Here is an 18,414-nt window from a genome sequence, read left to right on the forward strand (position 1 = left end):
TTTATTTCATTCCACGGTCAACATCTAACTGTGGCTGCGGGTCGGATTCCAGAACATATCCAGAAGTCCGAGCACAATGTGAGCAAGACCAAAGCCTAGTATGCCATAGCCCCATGCACTTGGGGTTAGATAATAGCCAAGTAGACTGACAATTATACCAAGCCCTGTCACAATCCAGCTGACGGTCATAATGTATACACCTCACTTTGCGGAAAATGAAATGACTGGCTTCCCATGAATTACAGTCATTAGTATTTCCGCGCAATAGAAGGTTTATTCACCGCCAGTAGTCGAAGAAGTTGTACCGCTCTGTATTGAACTCGTACTGCCTGTAGTCGAATCCATAGTAGTACCACTCACCCCGGCACTCGTTCCGGTCGAAGAAGCCTCTCCTGGCTGTATCAAAACACGAGTCGTCGATTTATTATCAGTTATCGGTTGACCTGCTACGGAAATATCCGTGGCAGAAGAACGTCCTGATTTGATATACAAACCTTCCGGACCGATGTCAAAGGACATAGCATCTCCGCTTTTGGTCATGCCATAGCTCAGCTTTTCGCCACGTGAGTTTTGTCCCTTGTACACCTCAAGCCAGCTTTCTCCCGTTGCCTTAATATCGACCTTGACTGTAGCTCCCGTTGCACTGGAAACTTTGAAAATCGTCGTTTTACCTTGCTTGCCATCCTGAGCCACGGTTACACCTTGTTGCGGAGTAGTGGTGTTCGGCTGCTGGCTGCTGTCAGGAGTGGTCGTATCCGTTCCTGTACCTGTCCCTCCCGGTTGGGTTTGCCCCGTTTGTCCCGTATCAGGAGTGGTTTGTCCGCCGCCACCATTGGGAGCTGCCGTTTGACCGTTATTCGGCGTTGTCGTCTGACCGCTTCCCTGAGGAGGAGTTGTTGTCGTATTTTGTGGCGGTGTCGTAGTCCCCTTATTAGTGCTGTCAGGAGCGGGCGTAATCGGTGTCGTAATCGGTGTTGTATTCTCGGCTGTTTTTGGAGCCGTATGGTTGTTACTCACCCAATAAGCATAAATAACCCCAACAATAAGAACCAGAAAAAGCCACATTAAAGCTGTCGGCAACCATTTGAGATTTCCAATCGAAGCCGGACGGCTGGAGCGTTTCTGTGTCACAGGCTCCATGACAGCTTCCGGCTCCGGTTCAGGCACATTGCTTTTATGTCCTTCCAGAATCTCGTCGGGGTTTAAACCGACCGTTTCAGCGTACGTTTTAATAAAAGCTCTGACATAAAAGCTTCCCGGCAGCACTTTGTAATCGCCCGTCTCAATGGCTTCCAGATAACGTTTGCGTATCTTCGTCATTTCCTGAACATCGTCAAGGCTCAATCCTTTTTGCAGCCGGGCCTCCTTTAATTGCTGACCCAGTTCTGACATGTCATCATCTCCTTGTATAATTACGCTTATTTAAAGATCTTCAGTATAACTGGCTGTAAAGGTATCATAAGTAATTTCCTCAGCCGGATTATTGCGAAGTTCAATAATGATATTAAAATCGTCGAAGCTGTATCCCGATTCACGTACAAAAACGTCAGGATGCTCAATAACCTTTGTACTCGGCATGCTCATAATTTCCTGAAGCAGGTGATAATGTCTTTCATTTGACCGAATCGTACTCACAATGCCGTCAATAATAAAAACATTGTTAGGGTTCATTTCCTCTTCGGAGAGCTGGCTGCGCACCGTCTGCCGTAGCAGCGTTGAAGACACAAAAGTCCAGCGCTTCATGGCGCATACGCTACTGGCTATAATGGATTCGGTTTTTCCCACACGGGGCATTCCTCGAAGTCCAATGACCTGATTGCCATCCCTCTTTAATACTTCACCCAAAAAATCGACCAGTAACCCAAGCTCCTCCCGTGTAAAGCGGAATGTTTTGCGGTCATCCGAATCCCGGTCAATGTAACGTCCGTGTCTTACTGCCAATATATCGACCAGCTTCGGGGTACGTAAGGCCGTAACTGTAATATTGCTGGCCTTCTTTAAGGTATCACCGAGAATGCGTATCTTCTCGTCATCGTCCGTTTCCAGCAGCATCCCCCGTCTTTCACCTTCAACACCATTGATCGTTAGTATATTAACCCCCAGAATACCAAGCATGGAAGCAATGTCTCCCAGCAATCCGGGACGATTTTTATGTATCTTGTACTCCATGTACCACTGTTTCATTTCTTCCGTCACATTAGCACCTCATTCACATTCAAAACCGTCAACATTTCCAATCAAAGCCTTATTGTATCATAAAATAACACCATTCGACAAAACCAATTATTGAGACCACAAAGGCTTCCTGTATTCAACACAATCGCATAAGCCTCGATCACGTTTATGATATATAAATTACAACGGAATTACAAGAACAGCTCTGTAACCATTACAGAAAAGCCCCCAAAAGGGAGCTTTTCATGTTGGTTCCTGCTTATGCGTTGCTTTTGGCTAATTTGACCATCAGCCGGGCGATAGTGTGACGCTCGTCCTCATCGGCAACTCCCCACAGTTCTTTCAGTGCGCGGTTGGAGTGGTTAGCCGGATCGACCTTCTCATCCAGAAAATCACCGATTTCATAAGCAAGCTCTGAAATGGTATCCTGGCTGATTCCTAGCTTCTCCGCCTGTTCCACACGCTGACCAAGGAACTTCTTCCAGGTATCGAAATTCTGAACAACTGTTGACATACTTAAATCCTCCTTAGATGATTCAGATTTAAAATCAACAGTTATAATATGCTCTTCTCAGGTGCTCACTATACTGGAAGGTTTCCTCCAAAATCTGTACTTCCCATCAAGTTACCCATCCTCCGTTAGGACTTATGACCTGCCCGTTAATATAACCCGATTCAGGAAGCGCCAGAAAATAAACCAGTGACGAAATTTCATCAGGCCGAGCCAATCGACCGGCAGGAATTTCTTCTTCGAGACTGGAGATTTCCCCTTCGTCCAGATGATCCAGCATCGACGTATCCACCGCTCCCGGAGCTACAGCATTGACCGTTACTCCTGAAGGCGCAACTTCTTGAGCCAGCGCTTTAGTGAATGCGTTAATACCCCCTTTGGTTGTGGAATACAGCACCTCGCACGAAGCGCCGCATATTCCCCATACAGATGACACATTCACGATACGGCCATAGCGTTGGGAAATCATATGTGGCATAAATACCTGCGTACACAGAAAGGTTCCCTTCACATTGACGGCCATCACTTCATCCCATTCCTCTTCCGACACATCCGTCAGCAATCCATAATGAGATAATCCGGCGTTATTCACAAGAATATCTGGCTTCATCCCGTGATTCTCCAGCTTCTCGCGCATGCGTTCAATCTGTTCCTTGCTCCGCAGGTCCGCTGACACAGTCATCACCTTGCCTGAATAAGCCATACAGCGACGGGCAACTTCATTCGCTTTTTCATGGGATTTCATGTAGTGAATGACCACGTTCATCCCAACAGCCGCAAAACGCTCAGCAATAGCCGCTCCAATCCCGCCGCTTGCTCCTGTGATCAGCACAGTCGTATCACCAATAGCTTTTAATTCCCCGTCCTTGGTGGTTATCGGTTCCCTCTCCCTGGACATTACGGACTCACCACCAGCGATATAGCCATCTGATCCCACTGGATATGATCTTTCAGACGGCGGTTAATATCCTCAAGCGTAATGCTTTCATAGACCGGGAGCAGTTGGAAAAAATCACTATCCCGAAAGCGATGTCTCGTAAACTCATGCGCAATATTTTCAGGCGAATTGAGCATGCGCAGGTAACCGCCGATTTTCTTTTTACGTGCCCGTTCAAAATGTTCTGCCGTGAAGCCCTGTTTTTGGATGGACTCCACCTCTTCACGTATCCGCGCCAACAGCCGATCCGGGTCCTTTGTATCTCCGCCGATAGCAGAAAACGCATACTGTGGCGTGCTGTTGTACTCATGGCCGAAACTGTCTGAAATGAGGTCCTCATCGTAGAGCTTTTGGTACAGTTGCGTACTGGAGCCGAACAAGAGATCGAGCATCAGCTTGGTCTCCAGATCATGACGGAGCAGTTCTTTTCCCGTTAGGCCTACCTTGGCTTCCTTGAATCCGAACAACAGCTTAGGCAGAGAAACCGCCAGCTTTACCTCACGACGCTTCTCTGCCACAGTAGCAGGTTCTTCATCAAAAATCCGCTCAATCTCTCCTTGCGGCTTGTAATCCTTTTTCGCCTGATTGTTACGCACCAGTTCTATTACTTCTGCTGGGTCCACTCCGCCTACCACAAAAAGGATCATATTGCTCGGGTGGTAAAAAGCCTCATAGCAGCTATACAGCGTTTCCTTCGTAATCGTGCTGATGGATTGAACGGTACCTGCAATATCAATATGCACCGGATGGACCTTGTATAGCGCTTCGATCAGACCAAAGTAGCTCCGCCAGTCCGGGTTATCCTCATACATATTGATTTCCTGGCCGATAATGCCTTTTTCCTTCTCCACATTCTCATCTGTAAAGTAAGGATGCTGTACAAAATTGATCAGTGTGGTCAAATTCTCCTGAATGTGCTCGGTTGCGGAAAATAGATATACCGTTTGATCAAAGCTCGTAAATGCATTGGCCGATGCTCCATTGGAGGAAAAAGTAGCGAAAATATCGCCTTGAGGCTCTTCAAACATTTTATGCTCCAAAAAATGGGCGATGCCATCCGGCACCTTAACCGGCTGCTGACCTTCAACGCGAAAATGATTATCGACCGAACCGTATTTGGTTGCAAATGTAGCGTATGTCTTTTGAAAGCCCGGTTTGGGCAAAACATAGACGTGTAATCCGTTATCCATCACTTCATAGTACAGCGTTTCCTGCAAATGCTCATAAGGTATGTGCTCCACCCGCTATTCCCCCTTCTGGTCTCTCAAGAAATAAATGGTGTCCAGTCGGAACGTCCGGGCGGCATCCTGAACATCCTGCACCTTGACGGCCTCCACCTGGCTCAGCAGCTCATCTACCGTCCGCTCTTTGCCGGAAAGCTGTCTGTTAAAATCGTAAGCAATCATTTCAAAAGCGGAATCCTGCATTTCCTTCAATAAATTGCGGATCATCGCCTGTGTTTGAGTCATCTCCAGCTCGGTAATCGCCCCATTTTGCGTATCTTCCAATTGCTTGCGGATAATGGTAACCGCTTTTTCATAATTGGGAATTTCGATACCGGATTGAATCGTGCCTATGCCCTTGTGCCCGTCATACCGTGATGAGGCGTAGTACGCCAAGCTTTCCTTCTCACGCACGTTGACGAACAACTTGGAGTGAGGATAACCGCCTAAAATCCCGTTGTACATCAATGCAGAGGCATATCGATCATCACCATACGTAATCGGGGTGCGTAATCCCATGTTCAGCTTGCCCTGATTTACATCAAGACGCTCTACCACCGTTTGTATATCACGCTCCACGGCTTTGGGTTGTTCAGGGGCATAGCCCTTTACTTCCGAACGGTTCAGTTGGAAATAGCGGTCTACGAACTTCTCCACTTCCTCCAACGTCGTATCTCCAACCACATACAAATCCATGCTGGCGTTGTTCAGCCATTCTCCATAAGCCTGATACAAGCCCTTCGCATCTATACTGTCCAGATCAGACCGCTGACCGAGGGGATGCAAACGATAAGGCTCATTTTTGCACATTTCCTCCATGCAGCGCTCTCCCGCATAACGGATTTTATCATTGACTATAGATTCCAGCTTCTTCCGTACATTTTCCCGTTCCTGCTGGACATATCCGGTTTGAAACGCGCCATTCTCCAAGGCAGGCTTCGTCAGCACTTCTCCAAGAAAGGCAAACGAACGATCGAGCAAGCTGTCCGGGCTGTTTACGAAGCTGTCATTAATGGTATCCATGCGAAATTGCACGATCTGATAATCTCCGCGTTTATATACATCGAATCCAAAGCCGGCACCGTACAATTGCTCCAATTGCTCTCTAAATTGCGTGGTTTGAGGATATGATTCCGTACCACGACGCAGCACAAAAGGCGCAAGACCTACTCGGGTTACGGTTTCCTCCCGTAGCGGAGTTCCTACATACAATGATATGGCAAACGTCTTGAAGCGCTTGGTGGGCAGTATATGAATCCTTAATTGTCTGCTCGTACCACGCTCGAAACCTGTTTTGTTCAAGTCCAAAACTCCTTTGTGACGTCAATTTCGTCTATCCTTTGGTGGGCAACTGCTACCGTCATGCTTCCTTATAAAGAGGTAAAGTGTGCCAATCTTTATTCTAACGATGCAAAAGCCAAGAAGCAACCGGAGACAAGCTCCCGGCTGCTTCGGCGTTTTACATACAGAAAATGTGCTGTCCGATGGTCTTCACCTGCGGACGGCTCCAAATCCATTTGGAGGTGGCTGTTTTTGGATTAAAATAATACAGGCAGCCTCCACTCGGGTCCCAGCCATTTAATGCCTGACGTACCGCCTTCTGTGCGGTTTCATTTGGCGTTAGCCATATCTGACCGTCTGCCACGGCTGTAAAAGCCCCGGGCTGAAAAATGACTCCCGACGGAGTGTTCGGAAAGCTTGGTGATTTTACACGGTTCAAAATGACCGCCGCTACGGCAACCTGTCCTTCAAACGGCTCGCCACGGGATTCACCGTAGACTGCATTAGCCATAATTTTGAGATCGTTGTCAGACAGCCCCATCGTGTTAGCCGATCCCATCGTTTCATCTTTTTGATCCGGTTTATTATTGTCCGCTGTCTGTCCCTGAGCGGAACCCTGATTTTTACGATGTAAAGGAGTTTCCGTCGGTTTCCAATTAGGAGTTGCATTCACCAGCTTTAGCTTTGTTTTTGCTCCGACCGCTCCGTCAGGGGTGATGCCAAACTCTTTTTGAAAGCCCTTAACCGCCTTCAATGTACTGCTGCCAAAATGACTGTCCACTTCCGCCCCGAAAAAGCCCAGCAGCTTCAAACGGGATTGCAGTTCATATACATCCTGGCCATAGGAACCGTAATTAACCGCCTCCGTGCTAAATGTCGCTTGAGAAGGCTCTGTTTCTGTTACTTGTACTTCCTGCTGTGTGCTCAGCGGCTCTGCATGCTGCGCAGAGACGTTCGCAATAAGTCCTGTGTACGTGATAGCCGAGGCTGCGAGAATACCCGTGCAAATCCAGACCATTGTCTTTTTCATATGCTGCGCTCTACCTTTCTTTTGTGGGATTAACAGGATAGCTACGTTTATTATGACAAGCTCTGCTTAAAGCTATTCACCCTTTTAATCTTCTTTCATTCGACTGCTCCTATTCCTAAAAAAAGCAAAAAAACGCTGTCTGTACGCATAGTGTTGTCGAATTTAAACCAACACCATACTTACAAACAACGATTTTGGATGCGATTTCCGGTAAAGCCTATGGTCAGGAACTGACTTTGTTTTGCTGATATTGCTCCATTGAAATAAGCACCTCACGGGGCTTGCTCCCCTCGTAAGGACCGATAACTCCACGAGCCTCCATAGAGTCAATCAGTCGGGCCGCACGCGTATAGCCGATCCTCATGCGGCGCTGAAGGAGAGATACAGATGCCTGCTTGGCCTCCAAAATGATGTTGACGGCCTGATCGTACAGCTCATCCAGCATTTCATCGGCATCAGCCGATACTTCCTCTACCTCCGGTACAAGCGTTTCATCATATTGCGCTTCACCCTGCTCACGCACATAGTTAACGATGTTCTCCACTTCCTGATCGCTCATAAACGCTCCCTGAACGCGAACCGGCTTGGAAGCGCCCATCGGCATGAACAGCATATCCCCACGTCCAAGCAGTTTCTCGGCTCCTCCCATGTCCAGTATTGTACGGGAATCCACCTGCGAGGACACACCAAAGGCAATACGCGAAGGAATATTGGCTTTGATAACCCCGGTAATTACATCAACAGACGGTCTCTGCGTTGCAATGATAAGATGAATGCCTGCGGCACGCGCCATTTGGGCTAGTCGTGCAATCGCATCCTCCACATCCCCCGCAGCTACCATCATCAGATCCGCCAACTCGTCCACAATGACGACGATGTAAGGCAGAAACGCAGCAGGATTGTCTTTCATCAAATTATTATACCCTTCAATGTTACGGGTTCCTGATTTGGAAAATAACTCGTAACGTTTTTCCATTTCTACTACAATTTTTTTCAAAGCGAGTGAAGCGCGCTTCGGATCGGTAACGACAGGCGCCAACAAATGCGGAATCCCGTTGTACACGTTTAACTCCACCATTTTAGGATCGACCATGAGGAATTTAACCTCATCCGGCTTCGCCTTGTACAAGATACTCGTGATGATACCGTTGATACACACCGATTTACCCGAACCGGTAGCTCCTGCTACAAGCAAATGGGGCATCTTGGCCAAATTACCAACAATCGTCTGTCCTGCAATATCACGTCCAAAGGCAATGGACAAATTGGATACAGACTCCTGGAAAATGGTCGTCTCCATAACCTCACGCATCGTTACAATAGAAACCTCATTATTCGGAACCTCAATGCCGATAGCCGATTTACCCGGAATTGGAGCCTCCATACGAATATCCTTCGCAGCGAGCGCAAGCGCAATGTCATCCGTCAGACTCACAATGCGGCTAACCTTCACACCAATGTCCGGCTGAATTTCATAGCGCGTCACCGCAGGTCCACGGACCACCTCAAGTACCTTCGCCCGTACGCCAAAGCTCTCCAATGTGGCCTCCAGCTTGCGTGCCGTTTGCATGTAATCCTTTTGCCCGATGCCTTTGCCCACGTTTTGTGGTTTGGAAAGCAAACGGAACGACGGGAGCTTGTAGGGCTTGGGCGGCGGTGGAGCAGGAATGGCAGCAACTGTGGCTTCAACCTCTTCGCCTGATGTCCCCGTTGGGTTCATTTTAGCCTGTCCAGTTGTACTGTCCAGTGTATTATGACCTGTTGCTCCCGCACTGTCCGCATCTATATTTACAGCGGCATCCATAAAGTTGTCATCCAGCGGCTCATCATAAGTTGAATCCGTCTGCTCTGACCCAGCCAGGGATGCCTCAGATTCATCCTCAGGTCTTCTTTCCTCTTGCTTCACCTGCTCGAAGAAATCCCGAATAATCGGTGACCTTTTTATCGGAACAGAAGCTTCCTCATCCAAGTTTTCAGCAGTATCGGACAATTCATCTGCTTGCTTGGCATTTCTCCACAAGGGCTGTGCTTCCTCAGCTTCATGATCATCCTCGTCAGCATGAACGGAACGATCATTCTCGTCCTCTCCAGCTGATTTTTTCAGGCCAAACAGCTGAAAGAAAATCGGCTGCTTACGCGCCGGAGGCTGCATTTCATCAAAATCATCATCCATATCTTCCTCATAAGCAGGAATCGACTCGGACTTGATTTTTTTATTCCCGGTACCTCTGCCGGATGCCGAAAGTGGAGTGGCTTTACCAATCCATTTTTTCCGAACGCTTCCCCCTGCCGCCAGCAGCTTCGTCCGAACAATGCGCACCAGATCCACATAAGATAGCTGGGTCAGCAACATAAAGCAAATCACAAACATTACAATCATAATCAGCTTGGCACCCGTAAGACCAAACAGCCACAACAGCACAGTAAGCTGCAATGCCCCGATGTACCCCCCGCTAATATCCTTGTTCAGCATTGAGGTATGGCCTTCCTTGTCAGGTGACAGCAACTGCTCACGCATATCTATATGTATCTGGCTCATCACTCCGCCCGGTTGAAGTGCATTGATCGGCCCCAAACGCTGCTCCATAGATGAAATAGAGCTCATGAGCGTAAAGGCAAATACCAGCAGTAGCAATCCCGTTTTACGCGAGTTCCACTGGTTCGGCCATTTGCGATGAATCATCACCATCAGACCGTAATAAATGCCGATCAGGGGTAAGACAAAATAAAATTTCCCCAGTACAAGCCCGAACATCTTGGATAGCGAGCGACCGACCGCCGCTTCACCCGACAGCGCAATGACCGCCAATGTAATCAGCACAATGCCGTAAATTTCGAATTTTAGAACTCCGCCAAACGCGGCTTTCTTTTTCCTTTTCCTTCTTCTGGACATTCAAGGTCACCCCCCAGAAGAATATTATACCACGTCACTGGGTATCCGCACATATGTTCTTTTTCGACATTAAACGACCTATTTTCGTCCTACTCGACACCTTCTACGACCATTCGATGACTTGTCCAGGCTCATAACGCGGATTAAGGTAAGTTTCCAGTGGACAGTCCAGCAATCGGACGATAATCCCCCTGCGACTTTCGAGCGGCTGTACCTGCATGAGTAAACCGTCAACCCGAACCTCCGCGAACGTCTCCGTCTCCTTCCACATGCCCTCCCACACCATTTCCATTGGCATTACCGTATATAATGTCATTGGGGCAACTCCCCATTATGCTCATTTGGGAGCGTTCCAGTCGGATTCCCTGTAGCATTGGGGGGAAAAGGTACGAACGGAGCCTGCTGCTGAGTCCCTGTAATTCCGTTTTGCTGACGACGCGATTCAATAATGGTGTTCAGTTGTTTCAACGCTTCTCCGATGCCACCAACGGCGTCCATTAAGCCATACTTCACTGCATCGGCTCCTCCAACCGCGGTACCAATATCCCGATTCAGTTCACCGGTTTTAAACATAAGCTCCTTAAACCGCTCCTCGGTAATTCGCGAGTGGGAAACCACAAAACGCACAACACGCTCCTGCATTTTTTCCATATATTCAAACGTTTGTGGCACCCCAATGACCAAGCCGTTCATACGAATCGGGTGAATGGTCATTGTCGCGCTCTCGGCAATATAAGAATAGGTGGAAGAGACAGCGATAGGTACACCGATGCTATGCCCTCCTCCAATGACAATCGTTACCGTCGGTTTACTCATTGAAGCGATCATTTCAGCAATAGCCAGTCCGGCCTCTACATCCCCGCCTACTGTATTCAGCAGTATCATTAAGCCTTCAATACGGGGGTTTTGTTCTGCTGCCACCAGTTGGGGAATAATGTGCTCGTATTTGGTCGTTTTGTTTTGGGGTGGCAAAATCAAATGTCCTTCAATCTGACCGATAATTGTCATGCAAAAAATATTCGATTCGCTTCCGGGCATGGAGGTTTGTCCCAGTTGCTGCAAGGCCTCCATAGCGGGAGAAATGGGTCTTTGCCCGACTTCAGGCATAGGTTGATCCGGTGCTTCCGTTTCCTGTCTGCCGGATGATAGGTTGCTGTATTGTTCCATGTGGGTAATCTTCCTTTCGCTTTACGCGTCTTTGTGACCCGTATTCACCCTATAGTATGGGATGGAAATGGAATATTTTATACCCGCCCCCATGGCTTCCCTTATTTCCTCACCCGGAAAAGCCAAAAAAGCCTCCCCTCCCGCGGAAACCGTCCAATATTTCCTGCGGGAAGAGAGGCGACTGTGTGCCTGTGACTTAAGTTTTTAATTCAGGTTTTCGAGCAAATTTCAATTGACTCACACTTCCATAATGATTGGCAAAATCATCGGTCTGCGACGAGTTTGCTCATACAAGAAGCGACCCAGCGCATCCTTGACGTTTGTTTTAAGGGAAGCCCATTCATTTACATTCTCGCTCATGAGCTTATGCAGTGTGCTTGAGACAATGCGATTCGCTTCATCCAGCAATCCTTCCGATTCGCGGACATATACGAAACCGCGGGAAATAATATCCGGTCCGGACTTGATCGTGCCGTCCTGCTTGCTCAGGGTGACAACAACAACCAAAATACCGTCCTGTGACAGCAATTTACGGTCGCGTAATACGATATTCCCTACATCTCCTACACCCAGTCCGTCGATTAACACGTTGCCCGCTGTAACCTTACCAGCTCTGCGTGCTCCACCGTTCTGAATTTCAATAACTTCACCGATATCCGTGATGAAAATGTTGTCTGGCTCTACACCTACCGATTCGGCAAGGAGGGCATGACGACGTTGCATTCTGAACTCACCATGAATTGGCAAGAAGAATTTGGGTTTCATCAGATTCAGCATCAGTTTGAGTTCTTCCTGGCTTCCGTGTCCGGAAACGTGAATTCCCGGATTAGCTGCGCTGTAATAAACATTGGCACCTAAACGGAACAATTCATCAATCGTGCGACCGACATATTTTTCATTACCCGGTACCGGTGTAGCAGCAATGATGACCGAATCTCCAGGAAGAATATCCACCTTACGATGTGTGGAACGTGCCATTCTTGTCAAAGCGGACATCGGTTCGCCTTGGCTACCTGTGCAGAGAATAACTACGCGATCCGCTGACATTTTGCCAACTTCCTCAGGCTCAATCAGCATTCCATCCGGAATTTCCAAATAGCCTAAATCGGAAGCAATCCCTACGACATTAACCATACTGCGACCGATAACCGTCACTTTACGTCCTGTCGATTCCGCAGCATTAATGACCTGCTGAATACGGTGTACGTTGGAAGCAAAAGTAGCTACAACTACACGCTGTTTCGACTTACGGAAAATGTCTTCCAGCACGATGCCGACGCTCTTTTCCGATGGAGTAAAGCCAGGTTTTTCCGCATTGGTGCTGTCTGACAAAAGAGCCAGTACGCCACGTGTGCCGATTTCAGCCATACGCTGCAAATCTGCATATTGTCCGTTAACCGGAGTATGATCAAACTTGAAGTCACCTGTATGAACAACAGCGCCCTCAGGAGTATCAATACATACACCCACCGAATCCGGAATACTGTGGTTAGTTCTGAAGAATGTTGCTTTCAGCGTGGAACCCAGTTTGATTTCGGAATCAGCATTGATCAAAATACGTTTGGTTTCGCCAAGCAGATTCGCTTCCTTCAGCTTGTTTTCCACCAGTCCCAGCGTCAATTTGGTACCGTATACCGGTACGTTCAAATGTTTCAGCACGTAAGGCAAACCGCCGATATGGTCCTCATGACCATGAGTCAGCACTATGCCTCTTACTTTGTCGCGGTTCTCCGTAAGGTAGGAAATATCAGGAATAACGATATCAATACCAAGCATGTCCTCTTCCGGGAATTTCAGACCCGAATCCACCACGACAATGTCATTGCCGTATTGAATGACATACATATTTTTCCCGATTTCACCGACGCCGCCCAAAGCGAAAATCATCAATTTATCGTTGTTTGTTTTTTTAGACAAATGAATCTAAACCTCCTATGGTAGTTGGACGTCGTACCTTGATTTATTTATTTAATTTTCAAAAGAATACCGCACCCAGTCACTTGACCCCATTATACATGATTAAAATAAGAAAAAACAAGTCATCCTGTTCGTTACGCATAGGTTTCCCGCTCCCGTCTAAAACCATTACTCCCTGTTCAATTATCTTTATGCATGGTTAAAAGGTACGACAAAAAGGGCGCCCTATAAGAACGCCCTCATGCCGAAGTACCTTGTCAGACTATACAAATCCTCCGTTTTTTTACTCCCGGCTACCTTTAACAAGGATGATTTCCCATATTCATTTAATATTTCAAAGTCATTTTTGCCGATTAGCGGGCAAATAACTTTTTAATAAATTCCGCTTCCTCTTCGGTCGGAGGAATAAGCGGCAACCGGACAGAACCGACCGAAACATTCCGTAACTCCAACGCATATTTTACAGCCACCGGATTAGGCAGCGGATGAGGACAGCCGAACAAACCCTTGAAAACCGGAAACAACTGCTGATGCAATTTTGCTGCCTGCTGTGCGTTTCCCCCTACAAGTGCATCAATCATCTGCTTCATTTCTGCGCCTACTACATGACTCGCCACGCTGATAATACCATAAGCCCCTACAGCCATAGCAGGCAACCCGGAAGCGTCATCCCCCGAATAAATGAAGAATCCCTCCGGAGCTGCGGCTGCAATCTGTGTGACCTGCGCCAGCGACGCGCATTCTTTGGTTCCTACAATGTTAGGGATTTGCGCAAGACGCAGCGTCGTTTCTACGGTCAGGCTGGCTGCGGTACGGCTTGGTACATTATACAGTATAACTGGAAGGGATGTGGAATTTGCAATACTTTCAAAATGCTGATACATCCCTTCCTGATTCGGTTTATTGTAATAAGGCACTACCAGCAAAATACCGTCTACCCCCGCCTGCTCCGCAGCACGGGTCAGATGAATGGAGTGACGTGTATTGTTGCTACCGGTACCGGCAATGATTTTACATCGTCCGGCTGCTTTTTCTACAGTAAATGCAAACAACTTGATTTTTTCATCATCGCTCAGGGTTGGAGACTCGCCCGTCGTTCCTGATACGACAAGAGACTCCGAATGTTGTTCTTCTATTAAATAATCAATCAACGAGGACAATGCAGTCCAGTCAATCTCTCCTTGCTGATCAAAAGGTGTCACCATTGCGGTAATCAGTCTGCCGAAGTTCACCATGCTGCCTCCTTTTTTGCAAGTCCGAGCACGGACATTGCGCCTATTGATGGAGTTCAAATTTATTATGCAATGCGCGTACAGCCTGCACCATATCTTCTTTTTTTACGAGTACCCAAATTGTTGTGTTGGAATCTGCCGATTGAAGAATCTGTACGTCTGATTCTGCCAATGCCTCTACAATCGTGGCCATAATGCCCGGTACCCCATTGATACCGCCGCCTATGACGGATACTTTAGCGCATCCTGCCAAAATTTTAGGCTCCAGGCCCAGTCCGTTCAATACTTCAACCGCTTTGCTTCCATCATTATCGAACACGGTATAAACTGCCCCGGATGGAGTTACATTAATAAAATCGACGCTGATTCCATGCTCAGCCATCGATTTGAATACTTGTAATTGCAAATGCTCCGAGCCATGCTTTAATTCTACGGTAATTTGTGTGACGTTGCCGACATACGCAATACCGGTCACGAAACGGTCAACGATGTCTGCCTGTACGTCCTTAAAGCCCTCCGGATGGGTGACCAGCGTTCCTTCCCCTTCGGAAAAGGTAGAACGAACCCGAACCGGAATATTCGCCTGCATGGCGATTTCAACGGCACGGGGGTGGATAACCTTAGCCCCCTGATGAGCCATATTACAAATCTCCGTATAGCTGACATGGGCAAGCGGCTTTGCATTTTCTACAATGCGCGGATCGGCGGTCAAGATGCCGTTCACATCTGTATATATATCTACCATATCCGCATGTAGAGCAGCACCCAGAGCGGTAGCGGAAGTATCGCTGCCTCCACGACCCAAGGTGGTCATATCACCGTTTGCAGTCTGTCCCTGGAAGCCTGTCACAATGACAACACGACCCTGGTTCAGCTCTTCCACGATACGGTCTGGCTTTATATCCAAAATACGAGCATTGCCGTATTGATTATCCGTAATAAAGCCCGCTTGTGCCCCGGTCAGCACCGTAGCAGGAATACCTTCATTTTCCATCAGGCTGCATAATGTAGCGGCAGAAATGATTTCACCACAGCACAGCAGTAAATCCCGTTCGCGCCTAGGAAGACTGTCGCCGTTAGACGCAGCCCAATCAAGCAGCGTGTCGGTGGCATAAGGCTCTCCTTTCCGCCCCATGGCCGACACAACGACAACCAGTTGAACATTTTGTTCCAGCTCCCGCTTGACATGTCCCAACACCAGTTGACGCGCTTCGGGTGTGGACAGCGAGGTGCCCCCAAATTTCTGAACTAAAATACTCATTGTTTTTCCCCCATCTTACTCCCTGCTTCAGGAACTTTACTCCGCATTTGCAGCAATAATCTCGGCGATTTGCACCGCGTTCCATGCCGCTCCCTTGAGCAGGTTGTCGGATACAACCCACAGATTCAATCCACGGCTGTTGCCCAAATCACGGCGTACACGTCCTACGAATACATCAGGTTTCCCTGCGGCTTCGGATGCCAGCGGATAGAGTTGCGCAGCAGGATCGTCTACCAGTGTTACACCCGGTGCCGAAGCAAGCAGATTGCGGATTTCTTCCAAATCATAATCTTTTTTAAGCTCTACATAGACGGATTCGGAGTGTCCGTATACGACAGGAATACGGACACACGTTGCTGTTACGTCCACGGATTCATCATCTAATATTTTTTTCGTTTCACGAACCATTTTCATTTCTTCCAGTGTATAGCCGTTGTCCTGGAATTTGTCGATTTGCGGGATAGCATTGAAAGCGATCTGATGCTTCACCGGCAATGAGCCGACTGGCAGCAGATCAGGCTGTACTTCTTCACCGTTAAGGATCGCTGCACTTTGACGATTCAGTTCATCAATGGCACGACTTCCAGCCCCGGACACCGCTTGATATGTGGATACGATGATACGGGAAATGCCATACTGATCATATAATGGTTTCAAAGCAGCTACCATCTGGATGGTGGAGCAGTTCGGGTTGGCAATAATCCCCTGATGCTCGGCAATTTTGTCGCTGTTCACCTCAGGAACGACAAGAGGAGCTGTAGGGTCCATGCGGAAGGCGTTTGTGTTGTCAATGCAAACCGCACCATGACGAACAGCATGTGGTGCCAGTTCCTTACTTACGTCTCCGCCTGCGCTGAACAAGGCAATGTCGATTCCTTCAAAGCTGTCGGGGGTTGCAATTTCTACTGGAATTTGCTGACCTTTAAAGCTAATTAAAGTGCCGGCAGAACGAGGCGAAGAAAGAAATTTAATTTTATCCACAGGAAAATCCCGTTTTTCCAGCAGACTTACGATTTGTTCTCCTACAGCGCCTGTCGCTCCAACGACAGCTACATTAAACTTTCTATTGCTCATCTGGTGTATCTCCCCTTCTCGACTAAAAAACCATTTTTTATTCTGAAAGCATCCACTGCCAACAAGAAATCAGACCCGATGCATCATCGAATCATCTTCTAGGCGAGGGATGCTCAGCAGTTAACTATAGTACATCATGGGGTCTTGCGTTCCACAATCATCGGTTGAAGCTGTTTGCCCTGCATAGCAGCGTAAGCGGCTTCCGGAATCAGCTCCATGTCAGCCACAAGTGAATTGGGCTTTTTAACTGGATTGTCCTGTCCGAACGGCACAAAAAATATATTTTTGGCTACCAGTAACTTGGCGATATTCGCAGCATTCAAGCCAAGCCCATCATTGGTTGATATGGCCAAAAGAAGCGGACGACCGTTGCGCAATTGCGCCTTGGCGGCCATCAGAACCGGACTGTCTGTCATGGCGTTCGCCAGCTTACTCATCGAATTCCCCGTCAAGGGCGCAATCACCAGTACATCGAGTATTTGGGAGGGACCCAGTGGCTCAGCCTCCACAATTGTAGAAATGATATCATTCCCTGTTATATCTTTCAACTGTTTTTGCCAACTTTGCGAAGTACCGAAGCGGGTATCCGTTGTTAATACCGTATTGGATATAATGGGAACGACCTTCGCACCCTCGTCAACAAAACGCTGTATCACAGGCATAACCTCTTCAAATGTGCAGTGTGAGCCTGTAATTGCATAACCTACCGTTTTCCCTTGCCAACTCATTACGCATCCCCCCGATCAGGATTATCTTCCATTAACAACTGCACCAGCGTATTGGCTATAATGGCACCAGCAGTTTTGGGAGCGACAATACCGGGAAGGCCGGGGGCGAGCATTGCCTTGATTCCACGCTTTTCCGCAAAACGGAAATCACATCCGCCCGGGGCGGAAGCAAGGTCAATAATCACGGTGCTCTGTGGCAATTTAGACAGGATTTGCGCTGTGATAATCATAGAGGGTATCGTATTAAAAATCAAGTCAACTCCCTGAGTCTCATCCGCCAAATCCCTTGTCATAAAAGGCTTCCAGCCCATTTCCACCGCTCTTGCCGCATCCTCCGCCCGACGCACCCCGACCTTCACTCTGGCTCCCAATCCTTGTAGCGCCCTTGCCATGGTAAATCCAGTCCGTCCCATGCCCAGAACCACACAATTTGCACCATGAATCGTAAAATCCGTATGCTGAATCGCCATCATCAGTGCGCCTTCCGCCGTAGGTATTGAGTTATATATGGCCACATCGTCTCTTTCCAACAGCTCCACCAGTTTTAAATCATGTCTGGCACAAATTTCTTTTAAGTACGTCCGCGCCATCCCCGTATATACGACGCAGTGTGGCGGAAGAGCAGCGGCGTGCTCATTCAGAAACTGCAGCTTTTGCGCTCCGAAAAGTGCATTCACATTGCCTTCCTCATCGCATCCCACCACTGGCAACACTAGCGCATCTGCCGATTCCAGCAGCTTGACAGACAACGACTCCCGTGATGCTCCTCTGAGCGGCTCTTCAAGCTGGTCAAAGCCGACCACGCTGACGGTAGCATCCATGTCTACACATTTGCGGATTACCTCAAGCTGCCTCGCATCGCCACCCAAGACAACGATGCGTATTCCTGTTAGCATCCGGATCACTCCTTTCCGAGACACGATATGCTTTTAGTCTATGCAGACACCCATAGATAGGTGAAGAAACACAAAAAAACCGCCCTATT

17 protein-coding genes are annotated in these 18,414 nt (G+C 48.1%); all 17 read right to left on the minus strand.

The window, feature by feature from the left end; genetic code table 11:
• Window positions 1-24 precede the first annotated feature (24 nt).
• The 17 genes from E0698_RS02455 to dpsA all read right to left on the minus strand — a co-directional run bounded on the left by E0698_RS02455 (window position 25) and on the right by dpsA (window position 18,325).
• Entirely contained in the window at window positions 25-189 is a 165-nt protein-coding gene (locus tag E0698_RS02455; RefSeq protein WP_192510506.1) for a hypothetical protein, read from the minus strand.
• An 84-nt stretch (window positions 190-273) separates the two neighbouring features.
• Window positions 274-1,392 carry a helix-turn-helix domain-containing protein gene (locus E0698_RS02460; protein ID WP_192510507.1) on the minus strand — a complete coding sequence of 373 codons (1,119 nt, stop codon included), beginning with the start codon at window positions 1,390-1,392 and terminating at the stop codon, window positions 274-276.
• Window positions 1,393-1,422: 30 nt separating this feature from the next.
• Window positions 1,423-2,169 carry a DUF3388 domain-containing protein gene (locus E0698_RS02465; RefSeq protein ID WP_187644931.1) on the minus strand — a complete coding sequence of 249 codons (747 nt, stop codon included), beginning with the start codon at window positions 2,167-2,169 and terminating at the stop codon, window positions 1,423-1,425.
• A gap of 265 nt (window positions 2,170-2,434) precedes the next feature.
• Entirely contained in the window at window positions 2,435-2,689 is a 255-nt protein-coding gene (locus tag E0698_RS02470) for a DUF3243 domain-containing protein (protein ID WP_014281144.1), read from the minus strand.
• 106 nt (window positions 2,690-2,795) lie between these two features.
• Window positions 2,796-3,584: an elongation factor P 5-aminopentanone reductase gene (ymfI, locus tag E0698_RS02475; protein WP_049827447.1), complete on the minus strand. Its 789-nt coding sequence runs from the start codon at window positions 3,582-3,584 to the stop codon at window positions 2,796-2,798.
• Window positions 3,584-4,864: an EF-P 5-aminopentanol modification-associated protein YfmH gene (gene yfmH / locus E0698_RS02480; protein WP_134910053.1), complete on the minus strand. Its 1,281-nt coding sequence runs from the start codon at window positions 4,862-4,864 to the stop codon at window positions 3,584-3,586. Before yfmH ends, ymfI begins: the two co-directional genes overlap by 1 nt.
• 3 nt (window positions 4,865-4,867) lie before the next feature.
• Window positions 4,868-6,148, minus strand: coding sequence for an EF-P 5-aminopentanol modification-associated protein YfmF (gene yfmF, locus E0698_RS02485; RefSeq protein ID WP_192510508.1), 1,281 nt, complete (start codon window positions 6,146-6,148; stop codon window positions 4,868-4,870).
• 157 nt (window positions 6,149-6,305) lie between these two features.
• Entirely contained in the window at window positions 6,306-7,157 is an 852-nt protein-coding gene (gene sleB / locus E0698_RS02490) for a spore cortex-lytic enzyme (RefSeq protein WP_134910057.1), read from the minus strand.
• 223 nt (window positions 7,158-7,380) lie between these two features.
• A complete protein-coding gene (locus tag E0698_RS02495; RefSeq protein WP_192510509.1) occupies window positions 7,381-10,050 on the minus strand; it encodes an FtsK/SpoIIIE family DNA translocase in 2,670 nt (889 codons plus the stop codon).
• A gap of 103 nt (window positions 10,051-10,153) precedes the next feature.
• Entirely contained in the window at window positions 10,154-10,366 is a 213-nt protein-coding gene (locus tag E0698_RS02500) for a YlzJ-like family protein (protein ID WP_134910062.1), read from the minus strand.
• Window positions 10,363-11,217 carry a ClpP family protease gene (locus E0698_RS02505; protein ID WP_134910064.1) on the minus strand — a complete coding sequence of 285 codons (855 nt, stop codon included), beginning with the start codon at window positions 11,215-11,217 and terminating at the stop codon, window positions 10,363-10,365. Before E0698_RS02505 ends, E0698_RS02500 begins: the two co-directional genes overlap by 4 nt.
• Before the next feature lie 237 nt (window positions 11,218-11,454).
• Window positions 11,455-13,134: a ribonuclease J gene (locus E0698_RS02510; RefSeq protein ID WP_134910066.1), complete on the minus strand. Its 1,680-nt coding sequence runs from the start codon at window positions 13,132-13,134 to the stop codon at window positions 11,455-11,457.
• Between the two features lie 353 nt (window positions 13,135-13,487).
• Window positions 13,488-14,369, minus strand: coding sequence for a 4-hydroxy-tetrahydrodipicolinate synthase (gene dapA, locus E0698_RS02515; RefSeq protein ID WP_149095848.1), 882 nt, complete (start codon window positions 14,367-14,369; stop codon window positions 13,488-13,490).
• A 40-nt stretch (window positions 14,370-14,409) separates the two neighbouring features.
• A complete protein-coding gene (dapG, locus tag E0698_RS02520) occupies window positions 14,410-15,627 on the minus strand; it encodes an aspartate kinase (RefSeq protein ID WP_134910070.1) in 1,218 nt (405 codons plus the stop codon).
• Between the two features lie 36 nt (window positions 15,628-15,663).
• Window positions 15,664-16,701: an aspartate-semialdehyde dehydrogenase gene (locus tag E0698_RS02525; RefSeq protein ID WP_134910072.1), complete on the minus strand. Its 1,038-nt coding sequence runs from the start codon at window positions 16,699-16,701 to the stop codon at window positions 15,664-15,666.
• A gap of 134 nt (window positions 16,702-16,835) precedes the next feature.
• Window positions 16,836-17,429 (minus strand): dipicolinate synthase subunit B, encoded by a 594-nt coding sequence (locus E0698_RS02530; RefSeq protein WP_044644831.1) that lies wholly within the window; start codon window positions 17,427-17,429, stop codon window positions 16,836-16,838.
• On the minus strand, window positions 17,429-18,325 hold the full coding sequence (dpsA, locus tag E0698_RS02535) for a dipicolinate synthase subunit DpsA (RefSeq protein ID WP_192510510.1): 897 nt from the start codon (window positions 18,323-18,325) through the stop codon (window positions 17,429-17,431). Before dpsA ends, E0698_RS02530 begins: the two co-directional genes overlap by 1 nt.
• Between the last annotated feature and the right edge of the window lie 89 nt (window positions 18,326-18,414).

Origin of the sequence: Paenibacillus sp. 23TSA30-6, assembly GCF_014858585.1 — a bacterium.
Lineage (GTDB): Bacteria > Bacillota > Bacilli > Paenibacillales > Paenibacillaceae > Paenibacillus.